The following is a 23508-nucleotide window of genomic DNA, read 5'->3' on the forward strand; positions in this document are numbered from 1 at the left end:
GAACGCTCGCTTTAAAAAATCATATGGAAAGCTGAAAATGGTACAAGATCGCAGCATTTCTGCTCAAAACTCCAAACTATCAGCATCTAAACGAGAGCTATTGGCAAAGCTGCTACAGGGCGAAATTGCAACCCCCAATCCCCAGCAGGCACAAGAAACAATACCTCAGCTTGTTCCCGATCGCGAGAGCCGATACCAACCCTTCCCGCTGACGGAAATGCAACAAGCTTACTGGCTCGGTAGAAGCGATGTGTTTGACTTGGGCAACGTGTCCATGCATAACTACATAGAACTTGATGCTGTCGATTTAGACATCGAGCGATTCAATTGCGCTTGGAAACGCTTAATCGACCATCATGATATGCTGCGAGCGGTTGTGTTGCCAAACGGTCAGCAGCAGATTTTGGATCGCGTACCACCTTACGAAATTCAGGTCTTGGATCTGCGGAGTCGAGACGAGCAAACAATTAATTCCCAGATCCAAACCATTCGCGATCGCCTCTCCCATCAAGTGCTACCCCTGGATCGGTATCCCCAATTTGAGATTGTTGCCACTCACCTGGGCGATCGCCACTTCCGACTCCATATGAGCTTAGATGGCTGGTGCATCGATTACTGGAGTAGCATCAAGCTGTTTCAAGATTTATCTCAACTTTACAACCAACCAGAGAAACCCCTGCCTTGCTTGGAAATTTCCTTCCGCGACTATGTTCTAGCTTCCCGCACCCTAGAAAATATTCCAATCTACCAACGTTCTCTAGATTATTGGCGCAGTCGCATTCCTAGCTTACCACCTGCGCCAGAATTACCTTTAGCGAAACATCCTAGCGCGATCGCCAAACCTGAGTTTATCCGCCTTCAGTCCGCATTAGATTCTCAAACCTGGCAGCAACTGCTAAAGCGAGCTGCACGAGCAAACTTAACTGCGACAGGGGTTTTGCTTGCCGCCTATGCAGAAGTTCTCACCCTTTGGAGTAAATCTCCCAAATTCACCATCAATATACCTTCCTTCAATCGCCTGCCTTTCCATCCCCAGGTAAACGAGATTGTTGGTGAATGTGCTTCCTTTACCCTACTGGAGATAGACAACACGCGACAGGAATCTTTTCAAGTCCGAGCGCAGCGAATTCAGACACAGCTGTGGCAAGATTTGGAACACGAATATGTTAGTGGAGTCCGAGTCCTACGGGAGTGGACTAATGCTCAAGACAAAGCTGCCAGGGCAGGCACGATGCCAATTGTCTTCACTCACGGACCTCAAGTAGATGATAAAAATCCGACAGCGATCGCTTTTCTAGAAGAACAGACAAAGCTTGTTTACAGCATTTCCCAAACACCGCAAGTTTGGATAGACAATCAATATGCGGTTAAATCCGATGGTAGCTTATCTATCAACTGGGATTTTGTTGCAGAACTCTTCCCTGAAGGCATGGTAGAAGATATGTTTGATGCCTACTGTCGTCTCCTCAACCGTTTGGTATCCGAGGAAAAGATATGGCAAGAGACAAGCTTGCAATTAGTACCGCCGACTCAACTGGCACAAAGAGCCGCGATCGACGCTACCAACACTCCCATCTCGACTGAATTACTCCATACCTTATTTGCTGCCCAAGTCCCCCAACGCCCGCAGCAACCTGCTGTAATTACATCCAGCCATACTCTTACCTACGAGGAACTGTCTCACCACGCTCATTGTCTAGCTCAACAACTGCGACAACTCGGAGCCAGCCCCGATCGCCTAGTAGCCGTAGTGATGGAGAAAGGCTGGGAGCAAGTCGTGGCAGTTTTGGGTATTCTCATCGCTGGTGCTGCCTACGTACCCATCGATCCGGCTTTACCCCAAGAACGTCAGTGGCATTTGCTGGCACAGGGTGAAGTCCAGCTAGTTGTAACGCGATCGGAGTTAAATGAAAAACTAGATTACCCAGTAGGTATTCAACAGATTTGTATAGATTCCTTCAACTACCAATTACCCATTACCAATTACCCATTACCAATTACCCATTACCCATCACCAGAGAACCTAGCATATGTCATCTACACCTCTGGCTCTACTGGGGAACCTAAAGGAGTGGCGATCGATCATCGTGGCGCTGTCAACACAATTGTCGATATCAACCAACGCTTTAGTATCAACTCACAAGACCGAGTGCTAGCTCTCTCCTCCCTAAGTTTTGACCTGTCAGTTTACGATATTTTTGGCACTTTAGCAGCGGGTGGAACTATTGTAATCCCAGACGCAGCCGCTACTAAAGACCCTGCACATTGGGTAGAAATGATTTTGCGACAGCAGGTTACAATTTGGAATTCCGTACCTGCCCTAATGCAAATGCTCGTACAATACGTCAGCGATCGCTCTGAGTGCAGCCTCGATTCCTTGCGGTTAGTGCTGCTGAGCGGCGATTGGATACCCTTGAATTTACCAGAGCAAATTCGCGCACGGGTGCAAGAAGTAGAGTTAGTGAGTCTGGGAGGTGCAACTGAAGCTTCGATCTGGTCTATTCTCTACCCGATTCAACAGGTAGACCCATCTTGGAAGAGTATCCCTTATGGGTATCCAATGGCAAACCAGCAATTTTACATCCTCAATGACAAGTTAGAGCCAGTTCCCGTATGGGTTCCAGGGCAACTTTATATTGGTGGAGTCGGACTAGCCCAAGGTTACTGGCGGAACGAAGAAAAAACTGCCAATAGTTTTATCACTCATCCCGTCACGGGCGATCGCCTTTATCGTACTGGCGATCTAGGTCGCTATTTGCCTGATGGTAATATTGAGTTTCTAGGTAGGGAAGATTCTCAAGTCAAGATTAGAGGTTATCGAATTGAATTAGGGGAGATTGAAACCGCACTGAAGCAGCATCCAGATGTTAAAGATGGGGCGATCGCAGCTGTTGGTGAAAAACAAGGAAACAAACAATTAGTAGCTTATTTAGTGCCACAGGAGGAGACAACAACTCTATTTGAAATAGAGCAGGCAGACCCTTCACAAATGCAATCTCTTTGGAAATCTCTAGTAGAAGTAGGTTGCCGACAAGCTCAACAAACCTTTGACTGGGTTGATGTTTCTACTTTTTCAGCTTACTGGCAGCTTTTGGATAAGTTATACATTAGCTCTGTACGTTTGGCGCTGAAAAAACTAGATGTGTTTGTGCGATCGCATGAAAAATATTCCCTAGACGATCTAATGCAGAAGTGTCAGATTAAGCCTCGTTATGATAAATGGTTGAAACGAGCCTTAAAAACACTGGTGGAAGAGGGGTTGCTACAACAGCATGGTGAAGTTTTTGAAAATACTCTTCCCCTATCTACAGAAGTTTTATCAACGCTAGCGGCAGGTTTTCAATCTGAAGCTGCTCAAAAATTGGGGTTATCCCAAGCAATGACCAATTCCTTGTTGCATACTGCTAACCATTTACCAGATATCCTCACAGAAAACCTACACTCGGCACAGATCTATGCTTCTGAGGAAACCGCAGAAATTTACCAAAAACTATTTAAGTATTGCAATACCATTGCCAGCACGGTTATACGTGCAGTAGTGCAATTTTGGCAACCAGAAGCACAATTGCGAATTCTAGAAGTTGGTGCAGGCATAGGCTCAACCACAGCTTATTTATTACCTGTATTACCCCCAGAAAGGACTACCTATTTTTATACTGATATTTCTAACTATTTCATGCAGTTGGCTCAGCAACAGTTTGGAGCGTATCCATTTCTGAAAACAAGCCTGTTGAATATAGAAGAAGATCCGCAAAAACAGGGTTACGAACCCCATTCTTTTGATGTAGTCGTTGCATCGAGCGTACTCCACGTTGTTCGTAATCTAGAAGAGACTTTGCGCTATCTACGGTCTTTGTTAGCTCCTAACGGTTTACTGCTACTGATAGAAGAAACCAAGTTTCACCGACCTTTCGATTTAGGTATGGGACTCCAACAAGGTTTCGATCGCTTCGAGGATGAAGAACTACGTCAAAATCATCCGCTGCTATCAAGAGAAAAATGGCAGCAGTTACTAGCCGCACAAGGATTTAAAAATTGTGTCATTTTTAACCAAGCAAATACTGTCCCTGAATTTCTCGGCTTTGATGTTTTACTTGCTCAAGCACCAGCTTCTATCAAGCGATTTAAGCCAAATGAATTGAACAGTTTTTTGCAGAAAAAGTTACCTGAATATGCAATTCCTTGTGCTTATAATTTACTAGAAGCTTTACCACTGACCTCTAACGGCAAAATAGATCGGCAAGCACTTTCTACTATCAGATTGGTAAAACTCGATCGAGAAAAAACTTTTGTAGCACCACAAACTCCACTAGAGGAAACAATCGCAGCGATTTGGACTGAGTGCCTTAGCATTGAGCAGGTCGGGACTCAAGATAACTTTTTCGATTTGGGTGGAGATTCTTTAGTCGCGACTCAGGTTCACCACAAGTTACAAACTACCCTACAAAGAGATTTTCCCTTAGTCAAAATTTTTGAATATCCAAATATTAGCTCTTTGGCTAACTATTTAAGTAATGAGGCAAACGAAACACCTGTTCTGCAACAGGGTAGCGATCGCGGTGAGAAGCGAAAAGAAGTTGCTCAACAAAAACGCCGTAGGCAAGATAAGAGGAACTAGGGGCTGGGAGAGTTTTGGAATTCCATAATCTTTTTTCTAGTTTTAGGAAAAACAACTATGAGCATTTCAGGTAGTACCAATACTCAAATCAGAGAACAAATCAGAGAAATTGAAACTGCATTAATGCAGCATCCAGCAGTTAGCGAAGTTACCGTCACTGCTGTAGGAGAATCGGATAAGAATCAACAATTGGTGGCTTATGTAGTTCCAGATCTAAAGAATGCATCTGCTCTATTTGAGATCGAAGGTAATCCTGTACAGATACAAAACCTTTGGCAATCTCTAGTAAATACGGGACACCAAAAAGCTCAGCAACCACCTGAATCGGGGATAGATCTTCAGACTTTCTCATCCTTATCAGCATCTGTGGAGCGTTTGAGTACTGCCTATATATGTCACACCCTTAGGAACATGGGTGTTTACATCCATCCCCAGGAAAGGTATTCTACACGCGAGTTACTCAGTCGGTGTCAGATTCAACCGCGCTACCAAAAATTGATTCAACAATGGTTAAGCGTCCTAGAAGAAGATAGGTTGTTACAGCGAGAAAGCGAAGAAACCTTTGTCAATCCTCACCCCTTACCGATTGCTCTAGACGACTGTTGGCATCAGGTTCAACAACATATGAAATTGATGCCACGAGAATCAATTCCACATTTAGAAAATAATCTCCGCTATCTCCAACAAAGTGCTGACAATCATGTGGCAATGCTCAAAGGTGAAGTCGATCCTCTAGAGTTATTCTTTGCTCAAGGTGCTTTAGATACAGCAGATAGTGCATATCAATTTAATCCCATAGCTAATTACTACAACAGCATTGCTAGAGAAATTTTCAGCTCGGTGGTGCAATTCTGGCAGCCAGAAACACCCTTGAAAATACTAGAGGTTGGAGCTGGGACTGGTGCAACCACAGCATCACTACTACCCGTGTTACCACTAAATCGAACGGTATACACATACACGGATGTTTCAACTTTTTTTATGGAGCCAGCTAAGAAAAAGTTTAGAAACTATCCATTTGTTGAGTACAAGCAACTAGATATTGAAAAAAGTCCTCAAGAACAAGGATATCAACTGCAAAGTTTTGATGTAATTGTAGCAGCAAACGTACTTCATATTGCTGGCAACCTATCAAAAACATTATCCTATATTCGTTCGCTACTAGCCCCCAACGGTCTGCTGTTACTCATCGAACTAACGCAATACAATCGCACAGTTATGACCACAATGGGATTCGTACATGGTTTTAGTAAATTTGAAGATGAAAGAGTGGAAAACAATATACCAGTTCTATCGGTAGAAAAATGGCATAACACTCTACAATCTCATGGCTTTGAAAAAATAGTAGCTTTTCCTGAAACTGGTTCTCCAACCGATTTTATGGGACAAAATCTCATAGTTGCTCGGAAATCTGCATCGCGAAAGCAGTTTAAACCATATGAGTTACACAATTTTCTGAAGGATAGATTACCTGAATATAAAATCCCTTCTGCTTACAGGCTTTTAGATAATATACCTCTGGATGAAAATGGTCGAGTTGATTTACGATCGCTTACTGCGATCGCGCAAGTAACGCCTGAAAACGATCGAATTGACAATTTAAGTCAAGAAAAAACTGACAAACCTTTATTTCAACAAGCTAGCGATCGCGCTCAAAAGCGTAAACAATCAGCTCAAAAAATGCAACATAGAAAAGTCAAAAGTTAAAAGTTAAAAATTAAAAATTTTAACTTCTATTTACTGGGGTTTGGGGCTGAGAATCGATTGCTAATACCATTGCATAAAAATACAAAACAATACAGATTGTGAATATGATAGATACATACGTAACTAACGATTTAGCAATAATTGGGATGAGCTGTCGTTTTCCAGGAGCTAAGAATCTTGAAGAATTTTGGCACAATTTGAAAAACGGTGTAGAATCAATCTCATTTTTTTCCGAGCAGGAATTAGAGGAAAAGCCGAAACCGGAAATTCAAAATCATCCGCATTTTGTGAAAGCATCGGCTGTCTTAGATGATGTAGAATTATTTGACGCTTCCTTTTTCGATTTTAGTCCTAGAGAAGCCGAACTCACAGATCCGCAGCATCGTATTTTCTTAGAAAGTGCTTGGGAAGCGATCGAGCAAGCTGGTTACGTTCCCGATCGCTATGAAGGACGAATTGGCGTTTATGCTGGTGCAGGTTTGAATACATATCTATTGTTTAATCTATCTCCAGAACTTTTGCGAAAAGAATTTTTAAAAGTCTTAATTGCCAATGATAAGGATTACTTGGCTACACGTACCTCATATAAATTAAACCTGACTGGACCCAGTATCAACGTACAAACTGCTTGCTCTACTTCATTAGTCGCGATCGGTTTAGCTTGTCAAAGTTTGCTCGATTATCAATGCGATATAGCATTGGCTGGTGGAGTTTCAATTAAAGTGCCACAAAAGAGCGGTTACTGGTATGAAGAAGGGGGAATTCTTTCACCGGATGGACATTGTAGGGCTTTTGATGCCAAAGCACGGGGAACTGTTGGAGGCAATGGTGTAGGAGTTGTGGTTTTAAAACGATTGGCAGAGGCGATCGCAGATGGGGACTACATTCATGCAGTTATCAAAGGTGCAGCAATCAACAACGACGGTGCTGCCAAAGTTGGCTACACAGCGCCTAGCGTAGATGGACAGGCGGAGGCGATCGCCGAAGCACTGGCTATGGCTGGAGTTGAACCTGAAACAATCGGCTATGTAGAAGCGCATGGTACTGGAACGTCATTGGGAGATCCAATTGAGATTGCTGCTTTGAAAAAGGTTTTTCATGCTAGTACTCAAAAGCAGGGTTACTGCGCGATCGGTTCTTTAAAGACGAATGTGGGACACATGAATGCTGCTGCTGGTGTCGGTAGTTTAATCAAAACTGTCCTAGCACTCCAGCACAAGTTACTGCCACCTAGCCTGCACTTTGAGGTGCTGAATCCCCAAATTGATGCCAGCAGCCCCTTTTACGTTAACAACCATCTTTCCGAATGGAAGGCAAACGGCACTCCCCGCCGTGCCGGAGTGAGTTCTTTCGGTGTCGGTGGTACTAATGCCCATGCAATTTTAGAAGAAGCTCCTGTTATGTCTAGGCAGCAGGAACAAGGGAGAAAATATCAACTCTTAGTGCTATCGGCAAAAACTGATTCTGCCCTAGAAGCGGCTACAGTAAATCTGGTCGATCGCCTCAAGCAACATCCCGATCTCAACTTGGCAGATGTAGCTTACACCCTACAGGTAGGTCGAAAAGCGTTCGATCGCCGAAAAGTTGCAGTCGTCAAAGACTTGGATGATGCAATCAAAGTGCTGGAATCAAACGATCCGCAAAGAGTTTTTACCAAGTCCCAAGCATCGAAAGATCGCAATATACGTAAAGAGCATCCAGTTGTATTTATGTTTACTGGTCAGGGTTCTCAGTATCCCAACATGACTAGGGAACTCTACGATAACGAACCGACATTTCGAGAACAAATCGATCGCTGCTGCCAACAACTCGAACCTTATCTAGGGCTAGATCTACGCCAAGTGCTATATCCTGGCGACGAGCAGCTAGAAACAGCCAGAGCTACATTAGAACAAACTGCGATTACTCAACCAGCATTATTTGCGATCGAGTACGCCCTAGCAAAACTGTGGAATTCTTGGGGCGTGCAGCCAGTAGCTGCGATCGGTCACAGCATTGGGGAATATGTAGCAGCCTGTATTGCTGGCGTTTTTTCCCTAGAGGATGCCTTAGAACTCGTGGCTGTAAGAGGACGGCTGATGCAGCAACAACCCCAAGGTGCAATGCTTTCAGTTCCCCTGTCAGCATCAGAGGTAAAATCTCTACTAGTAGAGACGTTTCATGAAACGTCTCTACAGTTGGCAGCCAGCAACGCCCCGAATCTGAGCGTAGTTTCGGGTTCCTTTACAGCTATAGAGCAACTAGAACGTCAATTGCAACAACAGGGAATAAACTCTCGCCGTTTGCATACTTCCCATGCTTTTCATTCCCAAATGATGGATTCCATCATTGAGCCATTCACTCAACAAGTTCAGAAAATTCACCTTCAGCCGCCACAAATTCCTTTTATTTCTAATGTCACTGGTAGTTGGATTACCGCAGCAGAAGCAACAGACCCGAATTATTGGGCAAAACATTTACGTCAACCAGTACGATTTTCAGAAGGAATTACAGAGTTACTAAAACAGTCAAAGCAAATTTTTTTAGAAGTAGGACCTGGAAACACGCTAAGTACGTTGGTGCGACAGCATTCTTCGCAACTGGCTGGACAAGTCGTACTTTCTTGCGTGCGCCATCCCAAGAGCCAGGAATCAGATTTAGCATTTTTGCTCAATACCCTCGGTCAGTTGTGGCTTGCTGGCGTAACGATAGATTGGTCGGGATTTTATGCCTGGGAACAACGCCATCGCCTACCCTTGCCAACCTATCCATTTGAACGCCAGCGTTATTGGATTGAGCCACAAGAGCAACTTTCTGCTGCCAGTAACGGTAAAGTAACAACTGGCAGAAAACCCGATATTACCGACTGGTTTTACATCCCATCGTGGAAACGCTCCTTACCACCAGAGCCATTACCACCAGGAGAATTAGCTGGTAAGTGTTGGTTAGTGTTTGTTGATGAATGTGGCTTGGGTGAGAGAATAGTCAAACGGTTACAACTTGAGGGTCGAGAAGCGATCGCAGTGCTGGTTGGAGAGGAGTTTTGCCGCATCAGCGATCGCGTTTATACCATTAATCCAGCAACCCGCGCAGACTATCAAGCTTTATTGGCAGAACTGGGCGATCGAGATCGGCAGCCTCAAGTCATCGCCCATTTGTGGAATATCACGCCCAGCGATCGCCCGTTGGAAAAGGCTCAAGTTTTCAGCTATGACAGCCTAGTATATTTAGCACAAGCACTGGGAGCTAGGGAAATTAAGCATTCCGTGCAAATCCAGGTTGTATCCAATAATATGCAGGGAGTCTGGGGATCGGAGCTGCTCTACCCAGAAAAAGCAACTATTCTGGGTCTATGTCGCGTGATTCCACAGGAATACGCCCAAATCGCTTGTCGCAGCATTGATATCGTGCTGCCTGAAGCCGGAAAACCAGTAGAAAAACTCACAGAACAATTGATAGCAGAATTTGCCGCAAATTCGTCAGATATCGCGATCGCCTATCGGGAAACTCATCGCTGGGTAGAAGCTTTCGAGCCAGTCAAATTAGAGTCAACTGTCGCCAAGAAAACGCGATTGCAGCAAGGCGGAGTCTATCTACTCACAGGTGGATTGGGTGGCATGAGTTTGGTCATTGCTGAATACCTAGCTAAGACAGTGCAACCAAAGCTAGTTTTATTGGGGCGATCGGCTTTTCCCCACCGAGATGAATGGAAACAATGGCTGGCAAGCCACGAAGCCACTGATGAGATTAGTTGCAAAATTCGGCGATTGCAAGCCATAGAAAATCTGGGTGCTGAGGTGCTAGTCTTGAGTGCTGATGTAGCTAATTTGGCACAAATGCAAGACGCGATCGCCTCTTCAACTGAGCGATTCGGTCAGATTCAAGGAGTGTTCCACACAGCAGGAGTCTATGGCGGTGGTTTAATTCAACTCAAAACTCCAGAAACAGCAGATGGTAATTTAGTCCCCAAAGTTCAAGGAACAAAAGTACTAGATCTCGTCCTCAAGGATACGCATCTAGACTTTTTCATCCTTTTTTCTTCAATTGCTTCCATTCGCGGTCAAGTGGGATATGCAGATTACTGCGCTGCCAATTCATTTCTGGATGCTTTTGCTCACTACAAATCTTTGAGAGATAACACGTTCACCGCGTCTATTAACTGGGAAAATTGGCAAAGTGTCGGTATGTCAATTGCTGTCGAAGCTCGGCAGAAAGCACTGACAGGCAAAGAATGGCAGCAAGGCATGACGTCCTCAGAAGGGCTGGATGCGTTGAGCCGGATTCTGGGTTGTCAATTGTCCCAGGCGATCGTTTCCACCCACGAGCTGCAAACGCAAATTCAGCAAGACCGGACTTGGACGTTACCACCCCTACAGACCGTAGCCGATCGCGATCGCGAGTCCAAATTCCACCCACGACCGACATTAAGTAATACTTACGTCTCTCCCCGTGATGAGATCGAGCAAGCGATCGCAGACATCTGGCAAGAAACTTTGGGCATTGACTCAATCGGGATCTACGATGACTTTTTTGAATTGGGTGGAGATTCCCTCGTTGCCCTGCCAATGGTGGCTCAACTACGGGATACCTTTCAGGTAGAACTACCTCTACCCACCCTATTTAACAAAGCTAATGTAGCAGCTTTAGCACAAGTCATTATTGACAACGAAGCAAAACCAGGACAGACAGCAAAAATTGCTCGGACTCTAAAGCGGGTTAAGGAAATGTCTACCCAACAAGTGAGAGAAGAGCTTGACGTGAAGCAAAAAGGAGGTCGCGTTTGATGAGCATGGGTGGACTTTCTGCCGAGCAGCGCCAGTTGCTAATGTATTTGCTGGAGGAAGAAGACATTCAATCCCAGCAGCGATCGCTGCCATCTCTCAGAGCCGATCTAGAAGGACGGTATCAACCCTTCCCATTAACCGACATTCAACAAGCCTACCTGATCGGTCGCAATGATACTTTTGAAATTGGTAATGTGTCGTGCCAAGGTTATACGGAATTTGAAAGCGACAATTTAGATTTAGAACGGTATAACTTAGCCTTGCAGCGATTAATCGAGCGTCACGATATGCTGCGGGCGATCGTACATCCTCACGGACAGCAACAAATTTTAGCATCCGTACCTGCTTATCAAATTCCAGTTGTAGATTTGCGCGGACAAAGCTCAGAGAAGGTGGCTGCTCAGTTAGAGGCAATTCGGCAGCGGATGTCTCATCAAGTCCTACCAACCGATCGCTGTCCTTTGTTTGAAATTTGCGCTTCGCGGTTAGACGATCGGCGCACCAGAATTCACTTTAGTATCGATGCCTTAATTGCCGACCAGTGGAGTTTGCAAATCCTGTTTCAGGAACTCGACGCTCTTTATCAAAATCCCGATGCTGCCCTCTCTCCCATAGAAATATCATTCCGAGACTACGTTCTAACAGAATTATCGCTACAAACAGAAGAATTTTACCAACGGGCGAAAGAATATTGGCTCAATCGCATCCCCACGCTGCCACCAGCACCAGATTTACCCTTGGCACAAAATCCAGCTCTGCTGACAAAACCTAAATTTCAGCGGATGAGTGCTACATTATCGCCTCCGCAATGGATGCAACTGAAAAATCGAGCAAAAAAGGCTGGGATTACCCCTTCTGGAATTTTACTCACTGCTTTTGTCGATATTCTCAAATTTTGGGGCAAAACCTCTAAATTTACGCTTAATTTAACCTTATTCAACCGTCTGCCTTTACATCCCCAGGTAAATCAACTGGTCGGAGATTTTACCTCGATGACGTTGCTGGAAGTTAAAGAATCAGCCCCAGCAACATTTGCAGAACGAGCAAGAAGTTTACAGGAACAGTTATGGGCAGATCTAGAGTATCGGCACTTTAGTGGCGTGCGCGTCTTGCGGGAATTATCGCGATCGCAAGGAGGCAAGACAAAAGCGATCGCGCCGATTGTATTCACCAGTACTCTAACTCTAGACAATTTAAGTCAAGACAACACGGCGATCGCAAATCAGACTGGGGAAACTGTCTACGGTATTACTCAGACACCGCAGGTATGGCTAGATCATCAGGTGTTTGAACAGGCAGGCACTTTAGTTTTCAATTGGGATGTGGTTGCAGAACTTTTTCCTCCAGGGCTGCTGGATGATATGTTCAGTGCCTATTGTCATCTCCTCCAGCGCCTAGCTGATGAAGAAGAGGCATGGCATCAAACAACAAGCCTCGTACCAGTAGATTTGGCGCAACGGCAAGCAATCAACTCCACCACCGCACCAATACCAGCAGGGCTGCTCCACACGCTGTTTGCTCGGCAGGTAGAAGCGCGATCGCATCAACTTGCTGTAGTGACACCCAACCGTACCTTTACTTATGCAGAATTATTTCATCTTACCAATCAACTAGGACGCAGGTTGAGACAATTGGGCGCTCGCCCCAACCAATTAGTAGCTGTCGTGATGGAAAAAGGTTGGGAGCAGGTCGTTGCCGTTTTAGGTATCCTTACAGCCGGAGCCGCCTATTTACCAATCGATCCATCTCTGCCTCAAGAGCGCCAGTGGTATTTGCTAGAGCAAGGAGAGGTACGGATAATACTAACTCAGTCACAGTGGGATTCAGCATTAGAATTTCCAGAAGGTACGATCCGATTGTGCGTTGACACCCAAGAGCTAGCAGGTGAAAGCGATCGCCCCCTAGAACCATTACAGCAACAGACAGATCTCGCCTACGTCATTTATACTTCTGGCTCTACTGGCACGCCCAAAGGAGTCGCGATCGATCATCGTGGTGCTATCAACACGATTGTTGATATTAATCAACGTTTTAACGTGCGATCGCAAGATCGGGTGCTAGCTCTCTCCTCCCTGAGTTTCGACCTGTCCGTTTACGATATTTTTGGCATTCTTGCCGCTGGGGGAACTATAGTTATCCCTGAAGCTTCGGCTACCAAAGACCCATCACGCTGGGCAGAAATAATTTTGCAAGAGCAGGTTACTGTTTGGAATTCCGTACCTGCCTTGATGCAAATGCTGGTAGACTATGCTGCCGTTCGTGCTGAAGTCAATCTTACCTCTGTGCGATTGGTATTGCTCAGTGGCGATTGGATTCCGCTCGGTTTGCCCGATCGCATCATGGCTGCGAGCGAAAAAGCGCAAGTCATTAGCTTGGGTGGTGCAACTGAAGCCTCGATCTGGTCTATTCTCTACCCAATTCAACAGGTAAACCCAGCTTGGAAGAGTATTCCATATGGGTGTCCCATGACCAACCAACAGTTTCACATACTCGATCGCAATCTAGAGCCAGTCCCCGTATGGGTTCCAGGGCAACTGTATATCGGTGGTGTCGGACTCGCTAAAGGTTACTGGCGCGATCGAGAAAAAACTGCCAATAATTTTATCATTCATCCGATAACAAAAGAGCGACTTTACCGCACTGGCGACCTCGGTTATTATTTACCAGATGGCAACATTTGCTTTATCGGTCGGGAAGACTTTCAGGTTAAAATTCAAGGCTATCGTATCGAGCTAGGAGAAATTGAGACAGCACTAGAGTTGCATCCAGCAGTTGCTCATGCTGTAGTTGCAGCCGTTAGCGAACAACAAAGTCATAAACGATTGGTGGCGTATGTCGTTCCAGGCGAACAGCCAGCCCCCACTGACGAGGAACTGCGGCAATTTTTGAGCCAAAAGCTGCCAGCTTACATGATGCCATCCAGCTTTGTCCTGCTGAATACTTTGCCTCTGACTCCAAATGGCAAGGTAGATCGGCAATCGCTGCCAATACCTGGGGAAATCGTAGAATTGGAAAAAGGTTTCGTCCCACCTCGTACCTCTATTGAAAAAACACTGGCACAGATTTGGTCAAAGCTGCTTCATCTTGAGCAAGTTGGTATTTACGACAATTTCTTTAATTTGGGTGGTGATTCAATTGTTGGCATTCAGGCGATCGCCCAAGCCGATCGAGCCGGAATTCAACTGACTCCCAGACAATTATTTGCCTCTCCTACAATTGCCGAACTAGCAGCTGTAGCCGATCTGACTCCAGCTATTCCAGCCTCACAGCAACCTGTAACCGGATTAGTTCCGCTGGCTCCAATCCAACTATGGTTACTAGAACAAAATCTACCCAATCCCCATCACTGGAATCTAAGTTTGTTGTTGCAGCAACAGAAATTAGATGCCTCACTGCTGGAAACTGCCTGCCAGCATCTTTTGTGTCATCACGATGCTCTGCGCCTTCGTTGTGTCGAGAAATCGGGTTGGCAGCAGTACAACCAGGCTCTAGGAGAAACTGTAGCTTTTGAGCGCATTGACTTATCACAGCTCCCAGAGAACGAGCGATCGCCTGCCATTGAAGCTGCTGCTGCCAAGTTACAGACAACGCTGAATATGTCGTCAGGACCGCTAATTCGGTTCGCACTCTTCGATCTCGGTTCCCAGCATGGCGATCGCATGGCGATCGCTGCCCACCATTTGGGAATTGACGGAGTTTCTCTGCGAATTTTAATTGAAGATCTGCAAACGGCTTATCAACAGCTCAGTCAGGGTGAGACTATTCAGTTGCCACCAAAGACAACCTCTTACCAACAATGGACGAGAAAACTGACAGAGTATGCTCAGTCAGCTCAAATGCAGCAGGAACTTGATTATTGGCTAAAAGCTCTGCCTCATCAGAGCGATCGCTTACCTGTGGATTATTCTCTTGGCAAGAATACAGAATCTTCCACCCGCGTTGTTTCTGGGTTTCTCGACGTTAAAGACAGTCAGGCTTTACTACGGGAATTACCGATAACTTATGGCGTTCAAATTCAAGAAGTCTTGTTGAGTGCTTTACTGCACGTCATCAGTCAGTGGACGGGAAAAAATTCGATTTTGTTAGACTTGATGGCTCACGGACGAGAAGACATCCTGGCAGATGTAGACTTGTCTCGCACAGTGGGATGGTTTACTACTATTTACCCTGTCTTTTTCCAGCTAGGTAATGCTCATTCTCCAGAGCAAGCATTGCAACCAGTCAAGCAGCAGTTACGTCAAGTTCCAAATCGCGGCATTGGCTACGGTTTACTCCGCTATTTGGCTTTAGAACCAAACATCAGCGAACAACTTAGAACTCTACCTGAAGCAGAAATTGCCTTTAACTACATCGGTCAAACAAACCAGCATTTTTCCGATACGTCTCTGTTTCAACTTGCTCCAGAATCTACTGGCTCGAATTTTGACCCGCAAGGAATTCGCAAGCATTTACTGGCTGTTGTTGCCAAAATTGGCTCGGGCAAGCTTCAGTTTGAGTGGATCTACAGTGAAAATTTCTACCAACGCGCCACAATTGAAAACCTGTCTGAGAAATTTGTCGATACATTGCGATCGCTAGTCTTAACTAGGAAGGAATTCACGCATGAATCTTGAAAGTCGTAACATATTGAGATTAACTGGCATTGTTGGGATTGTTGCATCAGTTCTCCTATGTATTGGTGCGGATTTAATGTTCTACAGCCCAAACATTGAACCTGGATTTTCTAATTTAGTCAACAGTTTAACCAGTCCATTTTCTGTTCCGCATTGGCGACTCGTACTCGGTCACTACTTAGTGGTTTTGAGCTTCCCAATTGCTATATATTCTGTATTGCACATTTACCTTGCTCTCAAACCGAGCGGACAACTGGGTACTCTACTTCTGATCGCCGTTGAAATTGCTACTGGAACTATCGGCACAGTCTATAACGGCACTATACCTTTTTTTGGCACTGCCGTGCGAGTAAAAAATACTTTGCCAGAATCAATGCAATCCTATTTAATTCAAATGTTGTCTGAGTTTCAAGATCTTCAAATTGGGTTGCAGTTTGTTTTTTTGAGCGGATTAGCACTGTGGTCGATAATTTTTGTGGTTTTAGTATTAGGTGGAGAAACTCTTTATCCTCGCTGGATGGCACTTTTCAATCCAATTCTCATTGGGATTTCTTTAGTATTAGTTTTATCACTGCTGCCACAAACTATTGCCGAATATTTAGCACCAGTGTTTTTCTTCGGTTCTAATTTGATTTTCTACACGATATCAACTGTTACGGTCTGGAACAAGGAGGAAAAAGCAATACCCAATTTAGCAAAGACAAAACGTTCCTTTGTTTAGCTGCAAAAAATACTAGATATTCATTGAAAAATCACTGTGAATAATAACAGAAAACTCGGTGCGACAGAGCAAGCAATGGAAATCATGAATCGCTATGATAAGTACTTCATAGTGACGGCAAGCCGCATTAAAGGAAACCTCAATGAAGAAACTTTGAAACAGGCTCTAGACTGTTTGCAAAATCGCCATCCTCGGCTAAAGTCACGAATTATTGGCTCGGCGGAACTACTTCATTTTGAAACTGAAGGTACGCCCGAAATTCCTTTACGGGTTGCGATCGCATCTCATCCCGAACAGTGGCAAGAAATCCTTCAGGAGGAGTTAAACGAAAAACTAGATAGTAGTAAAGTATTAGTACGAGCAGTACTCGTTCGGATTGCTAGCCAGAACAATATTAGTTACTTAATCGTTACAGTTCATCATGCGATCGCTCTTGCTTCAACAGTTGTTAGACTACACTCAGAAATATTAACTTATTATCAAAAAATTAGTGCGGGTGAGAAAGATTTGTCAATCGTGAGTTTACCTGCACTTTCATCGATTGAAGAACTACTACCTAGTTCTGCTAAAGGAGTGAGAGGCGCGATCGCAAATGGATTATTTGTATTGCGTACTTTTCTGAAATCTCTTTTGCATCGACCAATATCTTTAGGATTCGATCGGTCTAATTTTACTAATTCAGAGCGTTACAATCGATTTGTTCGCAGACAGCTTGACAAGAATTGTACCCAAAAACTTAGAGCGCGTTGCAAGCAAGAAAAAACAACTGTGCAAGGTGCTTTATGCGCTGCCATGCTACTAGCAACTACAAGAATAATTAGTGTAGAGAAAGAAACAGTAGAAATTATCTGTCATTCATCCATAGACATCAGAAGATTTTTAGACCCAGTTATTAATGATGAAAATGCGATCGTGGCGTTTTCTTATGCCACGGGATTTTTTAATGTAAGTAAGAATTTATCTTTTTGGCAGCTAGCTCGGCAAGTGAAAAGCCAGCTTGATATTAGTTTAATGAATCGCCACGAACTTTTTAGCAAAGTCATGACATATAAGTTAATGACCGATATGAGTTTGGCGAATCCTAAAATAGTACCTGATAGTGTTGCTGTGACAAATATTGGTAGTATCGATATAGCAAAGATGTACGGTTCATTGGAGCTAGAAGAAATCGGCTTTTTTCCAGTTCAGTCTATTGTCAATAATAATTTCACTGTTGCCGCAACCACCTTCACTGACAAAATGTTTTTGAATTTTATGTTTTCAGAACCTTTAATAGAGCGAGACAAAATAGAAAAACTGGCAGAAAATATGTTATTTTATCTCGTTAATTGCTAAAAATATTATAAAAATTATATTTACCTAATTTAACAGACAATATTTGTCAACGCTCGATCGCTTACTATCAACTGATAATCATAGTCACTCTCGCACAATTCAAATAGGATAACTATATGGCGGTGTCAATCACAAATACTCCTTGGATTGAATATTATCAGCCCAATCCTCAAGCAAAGTTACGTTTATTCTGCTTTCCTTACGCAGGTGGTAGTGCTACAGTTTTTCGTACTTGGAATCGTGACTTACCAAGTTTTGTAGAAGTTTGTCCTATTCAACTACCTGGAAGAGGATCGCGCCTGAGGGAAACTCCTTTCACTCAGATTTCTCCTCTAGTCCAGACCCTCGGTAACGCTCTTTTTCCTTATTTAGACAAGCCATATGTCTTTTTTGGTCATAGTTTGGGTGCGCTAATAGGTTTTGAACTAGCTAGATATTTTCGCCGTAATGTCAGTAGCAGTCCCATCCATTTGTTCGTGTCTGGTCGCCAAGCACCTCATATTCCCGATCCGTCGCCTAGACACGCTTTACCAGAACAAGAGTTTTTGCAGGAAATAAAATGTCTTAACGGTACGCCTAAAGAAGTGTTGGAAAATACGGAAATGATGCAACTGTTAATTCCCCTCCTGCGGGCAGATTTGGTGCTTGACGAAGCCTATGTTTACACTTCTGAACCTAGATTAGAATGTCCGATTACTGTTTTTGGAGGTTTAGAAGATCCCGAAACAAACTCCGAACAACTAGAAGCATGGCGCGAACATACTAATACTGCTTTTTCAATCGAAATGTTTCCAGGCAACCACTTTTTTATTAATACTGCACAGCCACTGTTACTGCAAGCGATCGCCCAAGTATTATAGAATATCTAAGCTATGGCAATCGCGAAGTTTACTCGCTCGAAAAAGAGGAATTTATTTTAAGTTATGAGCTTTCCTGTAATTAAGCAGATTAAAAGAGAATTATTATTAGCATTTTTAGCACTGCTGGGAACACTTCTCATATCTTTGAAACCTGGAGACTCTGTTGAGGCTACCAATTTTAGTGTTGCTCCATTATTTCAACAGGTCAGTAGTTACGAAACAACAATAGGCGATCGCGGCGATCCGGCTGATATATACTTTCCCGTATCTAAGCCTAAAACTGACACTAAATTGTTACCCATAGCTTTATTTTTGCAAGGCACGTTTGTAGATAAATCTAATTATTCGGAGTTTGCTAGTATAGTAGCAAGATACGGATTTGTTGTCGTCGTTCCCAATAACTTAAATGACGTGCTTGTGCCTTTTGGGTTTCCAGAAGGTTTTTTCTCCGAACAGGAACAGGTGAATCAAGTCTTAGACTACATGAAACAAGAAAATCGTCATCCAGATTCTCCTGTTTTTAAACTACTCGATCCTAGCAAATTAGTATTACTCGGACACTCATCTGGAGGAGTAGTTGGACTCAATGCAATTCAGGGTACTTGTATTTTGCCGTATTGCAAAAGCGAATTTACTCGACCAAAAGAACTTGTAGGTGGGGCATTCTATGGTAGTAACTTCAATCTTTTAGGTCAATTCGAGCAAACGCCGACAATTGAGAATGACGGTATTCCCATAGTTACTTTAGCTGGTGTTTTAGATGGTTTAGCCACGTTCGATTCAGTCAAGGAAACATACAACCAAATTCAAAAACCACCCAAATCTTTTATTAGTATTATTGGTGCTAACCACTACAGCATTACAAATACTAACAATCCTGTAGGCACAGTACCCGATCGCAATACTCCTACCATTAACCAAAATGTAGGAATAGAAACACTTGCCCGTTGGAGCGCTCTTTTCTTACGAGCAAACATCCTTCAAGACAAAGATGCTTTTAACTATGTTTATCGAGTAGGTGACTCCTTCGATTCAAATGTCAGTGTAATTAACCGAGTACACTAGCCCTCTTGTCGGCATTCAACGGTCTGCAATTGGCGTTCCTTCTTGCATTTCCTGAGATGGGTTGAGGATAACTTTTTATCCTTCTACCAATCCGTCTGCGATCGCTGCTACTAAATTGCTGCGGTGACTGACCTTGACTTGACGTTTATTTGCATGACCGTTCTCTACCACGAACGCACACCAGTTTTCCTGACAACGGAAAAGAGCATTGAGGGGAACAGTTAAAACATTGTGACCCTCCCAAACCACAATCCGTGTTTCCAAGCGGTAAGCATCACCTAACGGCACGGCACGATCGACAAAGTTAGCTAAGCTGTTCCACATTTAGCTTGCAATAACAGTAATACCCTTATTTTTAACTTTTCGTCCCCATTTAATTATGAGTTCTCCTTGATTTAACAACCTATTTAATAAACTCTTTAGCTCATCTACTGATTTAAATAACCTATGAGATATATATTCTTTAGCTGAATACCACACTAGCTCTACTAAATTAAAATCAGGGCTATATTCAGGAAGAAAATATAGTTGAATATTCGAGAGGTTTTTTTCAATCTCTGCTAGAACTGCTTTCTTCTTGTGCCAACTAGCATTATCCAAGACTAGCAAAATTTTTGATCCCGATTCAGAAAAATTCGCTTCGAGATTACCTTGCATAACCCATTCGGTTTTTCCCAACTCATTCAACTTTTCTAATTGTTCATAAAAGCTTTCACCATTACCTTTTTCAATGAAATAGCAGATTCTTTTTTTGTCATGATACCTCACTCCTCCCATGAGATTTACTCGTCCACGACTCCGTTGCCCTGTCACTTTTTTTCTTGACCCTCTTTTGCCCCAAGTTTTTCGGCGAATCACTCTTAAACTAAACCCACTCTCATCCCAAAACCATACTTGAATCTTTGTCGGCTCAGTCTCTGAGGCTTCTAAGTATCCTTGGATTTTTTTCTTTAAATGCTTCCTTTTTCGTTAGACTTTGTCTGTCTTCTAGACTGTATTTTGAAGCGGGTTCGACGGACAGAGTACTCTGTCCAGCGAACCCGCGCCCCAGAGGTAAGCGAACTTTTTTGTTTAAGAATCCTCCGAATTTGTTCTCCACTTAGCTCGATTCCTGTTTGTTCTTTCATATATGTAGCTAATCTGGCTGTTGTCCACTGTCCAAACTCATATCCAAATTCGCTCTTGTCTTTTTCAATCACATCCATTAATAAATTGATATATTCCTCAGTCGCTTTTCGATAATTTCCCTAACTTCTGCCATCTTTTAAACTGTCTAAATTGTCTGGATCTCCGTGTATACACCAATATGCTACACTTCTATAACTACAGCCCAATCAATTACTGATTTCGTGGGTTATTTTCCCGTCATCCATCAGTAACAACATTAATATTCTCTATGTAAACTGTGGATTTTTACTCTCTGATAGTGCTTGCTGTAAATTCTCTTTCTGCGATTGATTTAGATATCCTTTGGCAGGCATAGCATTAGCTTCACGCGCTTATTTAATTTCCATTTTATGCAATTTATATGTGGAACAGCTTACACGAGTGATACAGGTGAGCAGCAACAAACGTATCGTCTGATTTCTAGTTTGCTAGATATCGCCCTGTTTCCGGCTTCATTACTAGCTACTGAATACCATCAACGCTCTTGAAATAGAAAACACACTTGATGAACTTAAAACCCATTTGAATGGACGCAAAACTCCCATCCGCTCTCTCAAACCTCGTGAAGTTGTTCAAGAAATTTATGACTGGCTTTTGGGTCATTATGCCGTGCGACATTTAATATTTACTGCTGCCCAACAAGCTGGAATAGCGCCGCTACGCTTGGGTTTTACTGGTACGCTTAAAGTCCTTCGACGCGCGATTAGTGATTTTCAAGATCTCCAACCAGAAGAATTACCTTTTTTTTCACCAAGCTGATTGCAGACATCTTGGCTGAAAAAATTCCGCCAAGACAGCCAAGAAGCAATCTTAGAGTTGTCAAAAAGCGCTCCGTCGGAGCGCTATAACGCAATCGTGCGCCATCGAGCCAGATTTTTATATCTAGACTGCGGCAGTAGGATAAAAACTCATCAATATTCATAGTTCTCCCTCCTCGCGATCGCCTACCAGAACTGTTTCGAGTTTCAACATTTTCGCGATCGCTTCAGGATATTTTTTCTGCAAGTATGCAGCAAATTCGTTAACAGTTGGCGCTTCAAAAATTGCTGAAATATGCACGATCTGCCCCAGTTGTTTTTGGAACTGGTTGATAAATGTCATCCCATTAATCGATTCACCACCCAGATCGAAAAAGTTATCGTGAATTCCTACTTGCTCGATCCCGAAAAGTTGTTGCCAGAGGTTAGCAATTATTTGTTCCAGGCGATCGCGCGGCGCGACATAGCAATTCGGTAAATTCGGTCTAGAGTATGCCGAGGATAAACTGTCTTGCTGGGGAATATCCGTTTCGCGTAGATTCACTTGAATCGAGCGATCGATCCTGCTTTGTAAATCTCCCGTTGAAACAACTACCTGCTCGAATTCATCTTGGGATGAAATTCGTTGCAAAGCATCTATACCTTCTTTCGGTGCGATCGCGAATTCAGCCAAACTAGCACTAGTAAAAATATTTTTGTTATTTTTAAACTGCCAGATATCCCAGTTTACACCAATCCAAGGAATCGAATTATTTTGCTTCTGCTGATGGATAAAAGCATCCATAAACAGATTCGCAGCCGCATAAGCAACAGAACCCAAGCCTCCTAAAACAGAAGAAAGAGAAGACATCAACAAGCAAAAATCTAGTTGTTTTTCCTGTAAAATCTTTTCTAATACCAATAATCCATAAACCTTCGATTGAAACTGGCGATCGCAATGTATTTTTTCAATCTTTTCAATAGTATTAAACGAGCTTTCTCCCAAAACTCCAGCAGCATGAATCACACCATTCAATCGACCAAATTGCGACTCAGCTTGAGCGATAACAGCTTGCATTTGTTGGATGTCAGCCACATCAGCAGCAGCTCCCATCACCCGTGCGCCCAATGTTTCTAACCGTTGAACTTTCCGAATTTTGCCACTAATTTCATCATCTTCATTGTGAGTAGCTAGCCATTTTTCCCACTCATCTTTCGTCGGAAAAACCGCTCGCCCCGTCAGAATCAACTTCGCCTTGACACTCTTAGCCAAATACTCCGCCAACACCAATCCAATATTGCCAAGTCCACCAGTAATCAGATGTACTCCACCCGTTCTAAGGAGTGCAGATGTATTTGTTTTTGGTAACTTAACTGATTCAAACGCTTGTACCCAACGCTGTCCCTTTCCATAAGCGATCGCCACATCATCAGACACATCTACCTTAAGCGCCCTTTGCGCCTTTGCGTCTAACGCTTCGCTTTGCCTTCGGCTAATGCGTGACACCAAATCTTCTGCTTGACTTGGGATCGACTCCCCCAACAACCGCTCCACTAGCTTCTCCGCATCAGAAATCATCACATCAATACTGCGACAGCGAATCTGGGGATATTCTTGCCCAATTACCTTCACCGCTGCCAATACAGTCGCTTTCTCTGGAGACACAATTTCTTCTGCCGTCACGCCGTGAAGATGGTTAGAGACAACCGTTAATTGCAAGCGATCGCCCAAATTTTGCTTCCCCAATGCTTGAGTGAGAAACAGCAAACTATAGAATCCTCTAACTTGCGATCGCTCAAATATTTCAACATCCAACGCAATCTGGGTATAGGGTGCGATCGTCCACAGATGAATAACAGAATCAGGAAACTGCTGTCGGGCGTGCAGTGCTTGCAGCAAAGCCTCGTAATCTGGCGCTTGT

Annotated in this window: 11 protein-coding genes and 2 pseudogenes; 9 read left to right on the plus strand and 4 right to left on the minus strand. The window is 43.7% G+C overall.

Annotated features, from left to right (window positions below; all coding sequences use genetic code 11):
* Window positions 1–37: 37 nt before the first annotated feature.
* The 8 genes from M5J74_RS19765 (at window position 38) to M5J74_RS19800 (ending at window position 19682) form a co-directional block, all read left to right on the plus strand.
* On the plus strand, window positions 38–4618 hold the full coding sequence (locus tag M5J74_RS19765; protein ID WP_250012896.1) for a non-ribosomal peptide synthetase: 4581 nt from the start codon (window positions 38–40) through the stop codon (window positions 4616–4618).
* Between the two features lie 57 nt (window positions 4619–4675).
* On the plus strand, window positions 4676–6325 hold the full coding sequence (locus tag M5J74_RS19770; protein ID WP_250012898.1) for a class I SAM-dependent methyltransferase: 1650 nt from the start codon (window positions 4676–4678) through the stop codon (window positions 6323–6325).
* A gap of 104 nt (window positions 6326–6429) precedes the next feature.
* Window positions 6430–11088: a type I polyketide synthase gene (locus tag M5J74_RS19775; RefSeq protein ID WP_250017151.1), complete on the plus strand. Its 4659-nt coding sequence runs from the start codon at window positions 6430–6432 to the stop codon at window positions 11086–11088.
* On the plus strand, window positions 11088–15701 hold the full coding sequence (locus tag M5J74_RS19780) for a non-ribosomal peptide synthetase (protein WP_250012899.1): 4614 nt from the start codon (window positions 11088–11090) through the stop codon (window positions 15699–15701). Before M5J74_RS19775 ends, M5J74_RS19780 begins: the two co-directional genes overlap by 1 nt.
* Entirely contained in the window at window positions 15691–16422 is a 732-nt protein-coding gene (locus M5J74_RS19785; RefSeq protein ID WP_250012900.1) for a DUF6796 family protein, read from the plus strand. Before M5J74_RS19780 ends, M5J74_RS19785 begins: the two co-directional genes overlap by 11 nt.
* A 36-nt stretch (window positions 16423–16458) precedes the next feature.
* On the plus strand, window positions 16459–17757 hold the full coding sequence (locus tag M5J74_RS19790) for a condensation domain-containing protein (RefSeq protein ID WP_250012905.1): 1299 nt from the start codon (window positions 16459–16461) through the stop codon (window positions 17755–17757).
* A 116-nt stretch (window positions 17758–17873) separates the two neighbouring features.
* Window positions 17874–18617: a thioesterase II family protein gene (locus tag M5J74_RS19795; protein WP_250012906.1), complete on the plus strand. Its 744-nt coding sequence runs from the start codon at window positions 17874–17876 to the stop codon at window positions 18615–18617.
* Window positions 18618–18680: 63 nt separating this feature from the next.
* Window positions 18681–19682 carry an alpha/beta hydrolase gene (locus M5J74_RS19800; protein WP_250012908.1) on the plus strand — a complete coding sequence of 334 codons (1002 nt, stop codon included), beginning with the start codon at window positions 18681–18683 and terminating at the stop codon, window positions 19680–19682.
* Between the two features lie 75 nt (window positions 19683–19757).
* Here M5J74_RS19800 and M5J74_RS19805 read toward each other — a convergent pair whose 3' ends face one another.
* Both M5J74_RS19805 and M5J74_RS19810 read right to left on the minus strand, forming a co-directional pair.
* Window positions 19758–20006, minus strand: a complete 249-nt coding sequence (locus M5J74_RS19805; protein WP_250012910.1) for a hypothetical protein — start codon at window positions 20004–20006, stop codon at window positions 19758–19760.
* Window positions 20007–21163 (minus strand): annotated as a pseudogene (locus M5J74_RS19810) (IS630 family transposase).
* 69 nt (window positions 21164–21232) lie between these two features.
* Here M5J74_RS19810 and M5J74_RS19815 point away from each other — a divergent pair.
* A pseudogene (locus M5J74_RS19815) lies at window positions 21233–21608 on the plus strand (IS4 family transposase); the annotation flags it as partial.
* Here M5J74_RS19815 and M5J74_RS33560 read toward each other — a convergent pair.
* On the minus strand, window positions 21553–21771 hold the full coding sequence (locus M5J74_RS33560; protein ID WP_181245324.1) for a hypothetical protein: 219 nt from the start codon (window positions 21769–21771) through the stop codon (window positions 21553–21555). The pseudogene M5J74_RS19815 and the gene M5J74_RS33560 overlap by 56 nt on opposite strands.
* Window positions 21768–23486: an SDR family NAD(P)-dependent oxidoreductase gene (locus tag M5J74_RS19820; protein ID WP_250012911.1), complete on the minus strand. Its 1719-nt coding sequence runs from the start codon at window positions 23484–23486 to the stop codon at window positions 21768–21770. The genes M5J74_RS33560 and M5J74_RS19820 overlap by 4 nt, the downstream gene beginning before the upstream one ends.
* Window positions 23487–23508 lie beyond the last annotated feature (22 nt).

Source organism: Chroococcidiopsis sp. CCNUC1 (assembly GCF_023546805.1).
GTDB lineage: Bacteria > Cyanobacteriota > Cyanobacteriia > Cyanobacteriales > Chroococcidiopsidaceae > Chroococcidiopsis > Chroococcidiopsis thermalis.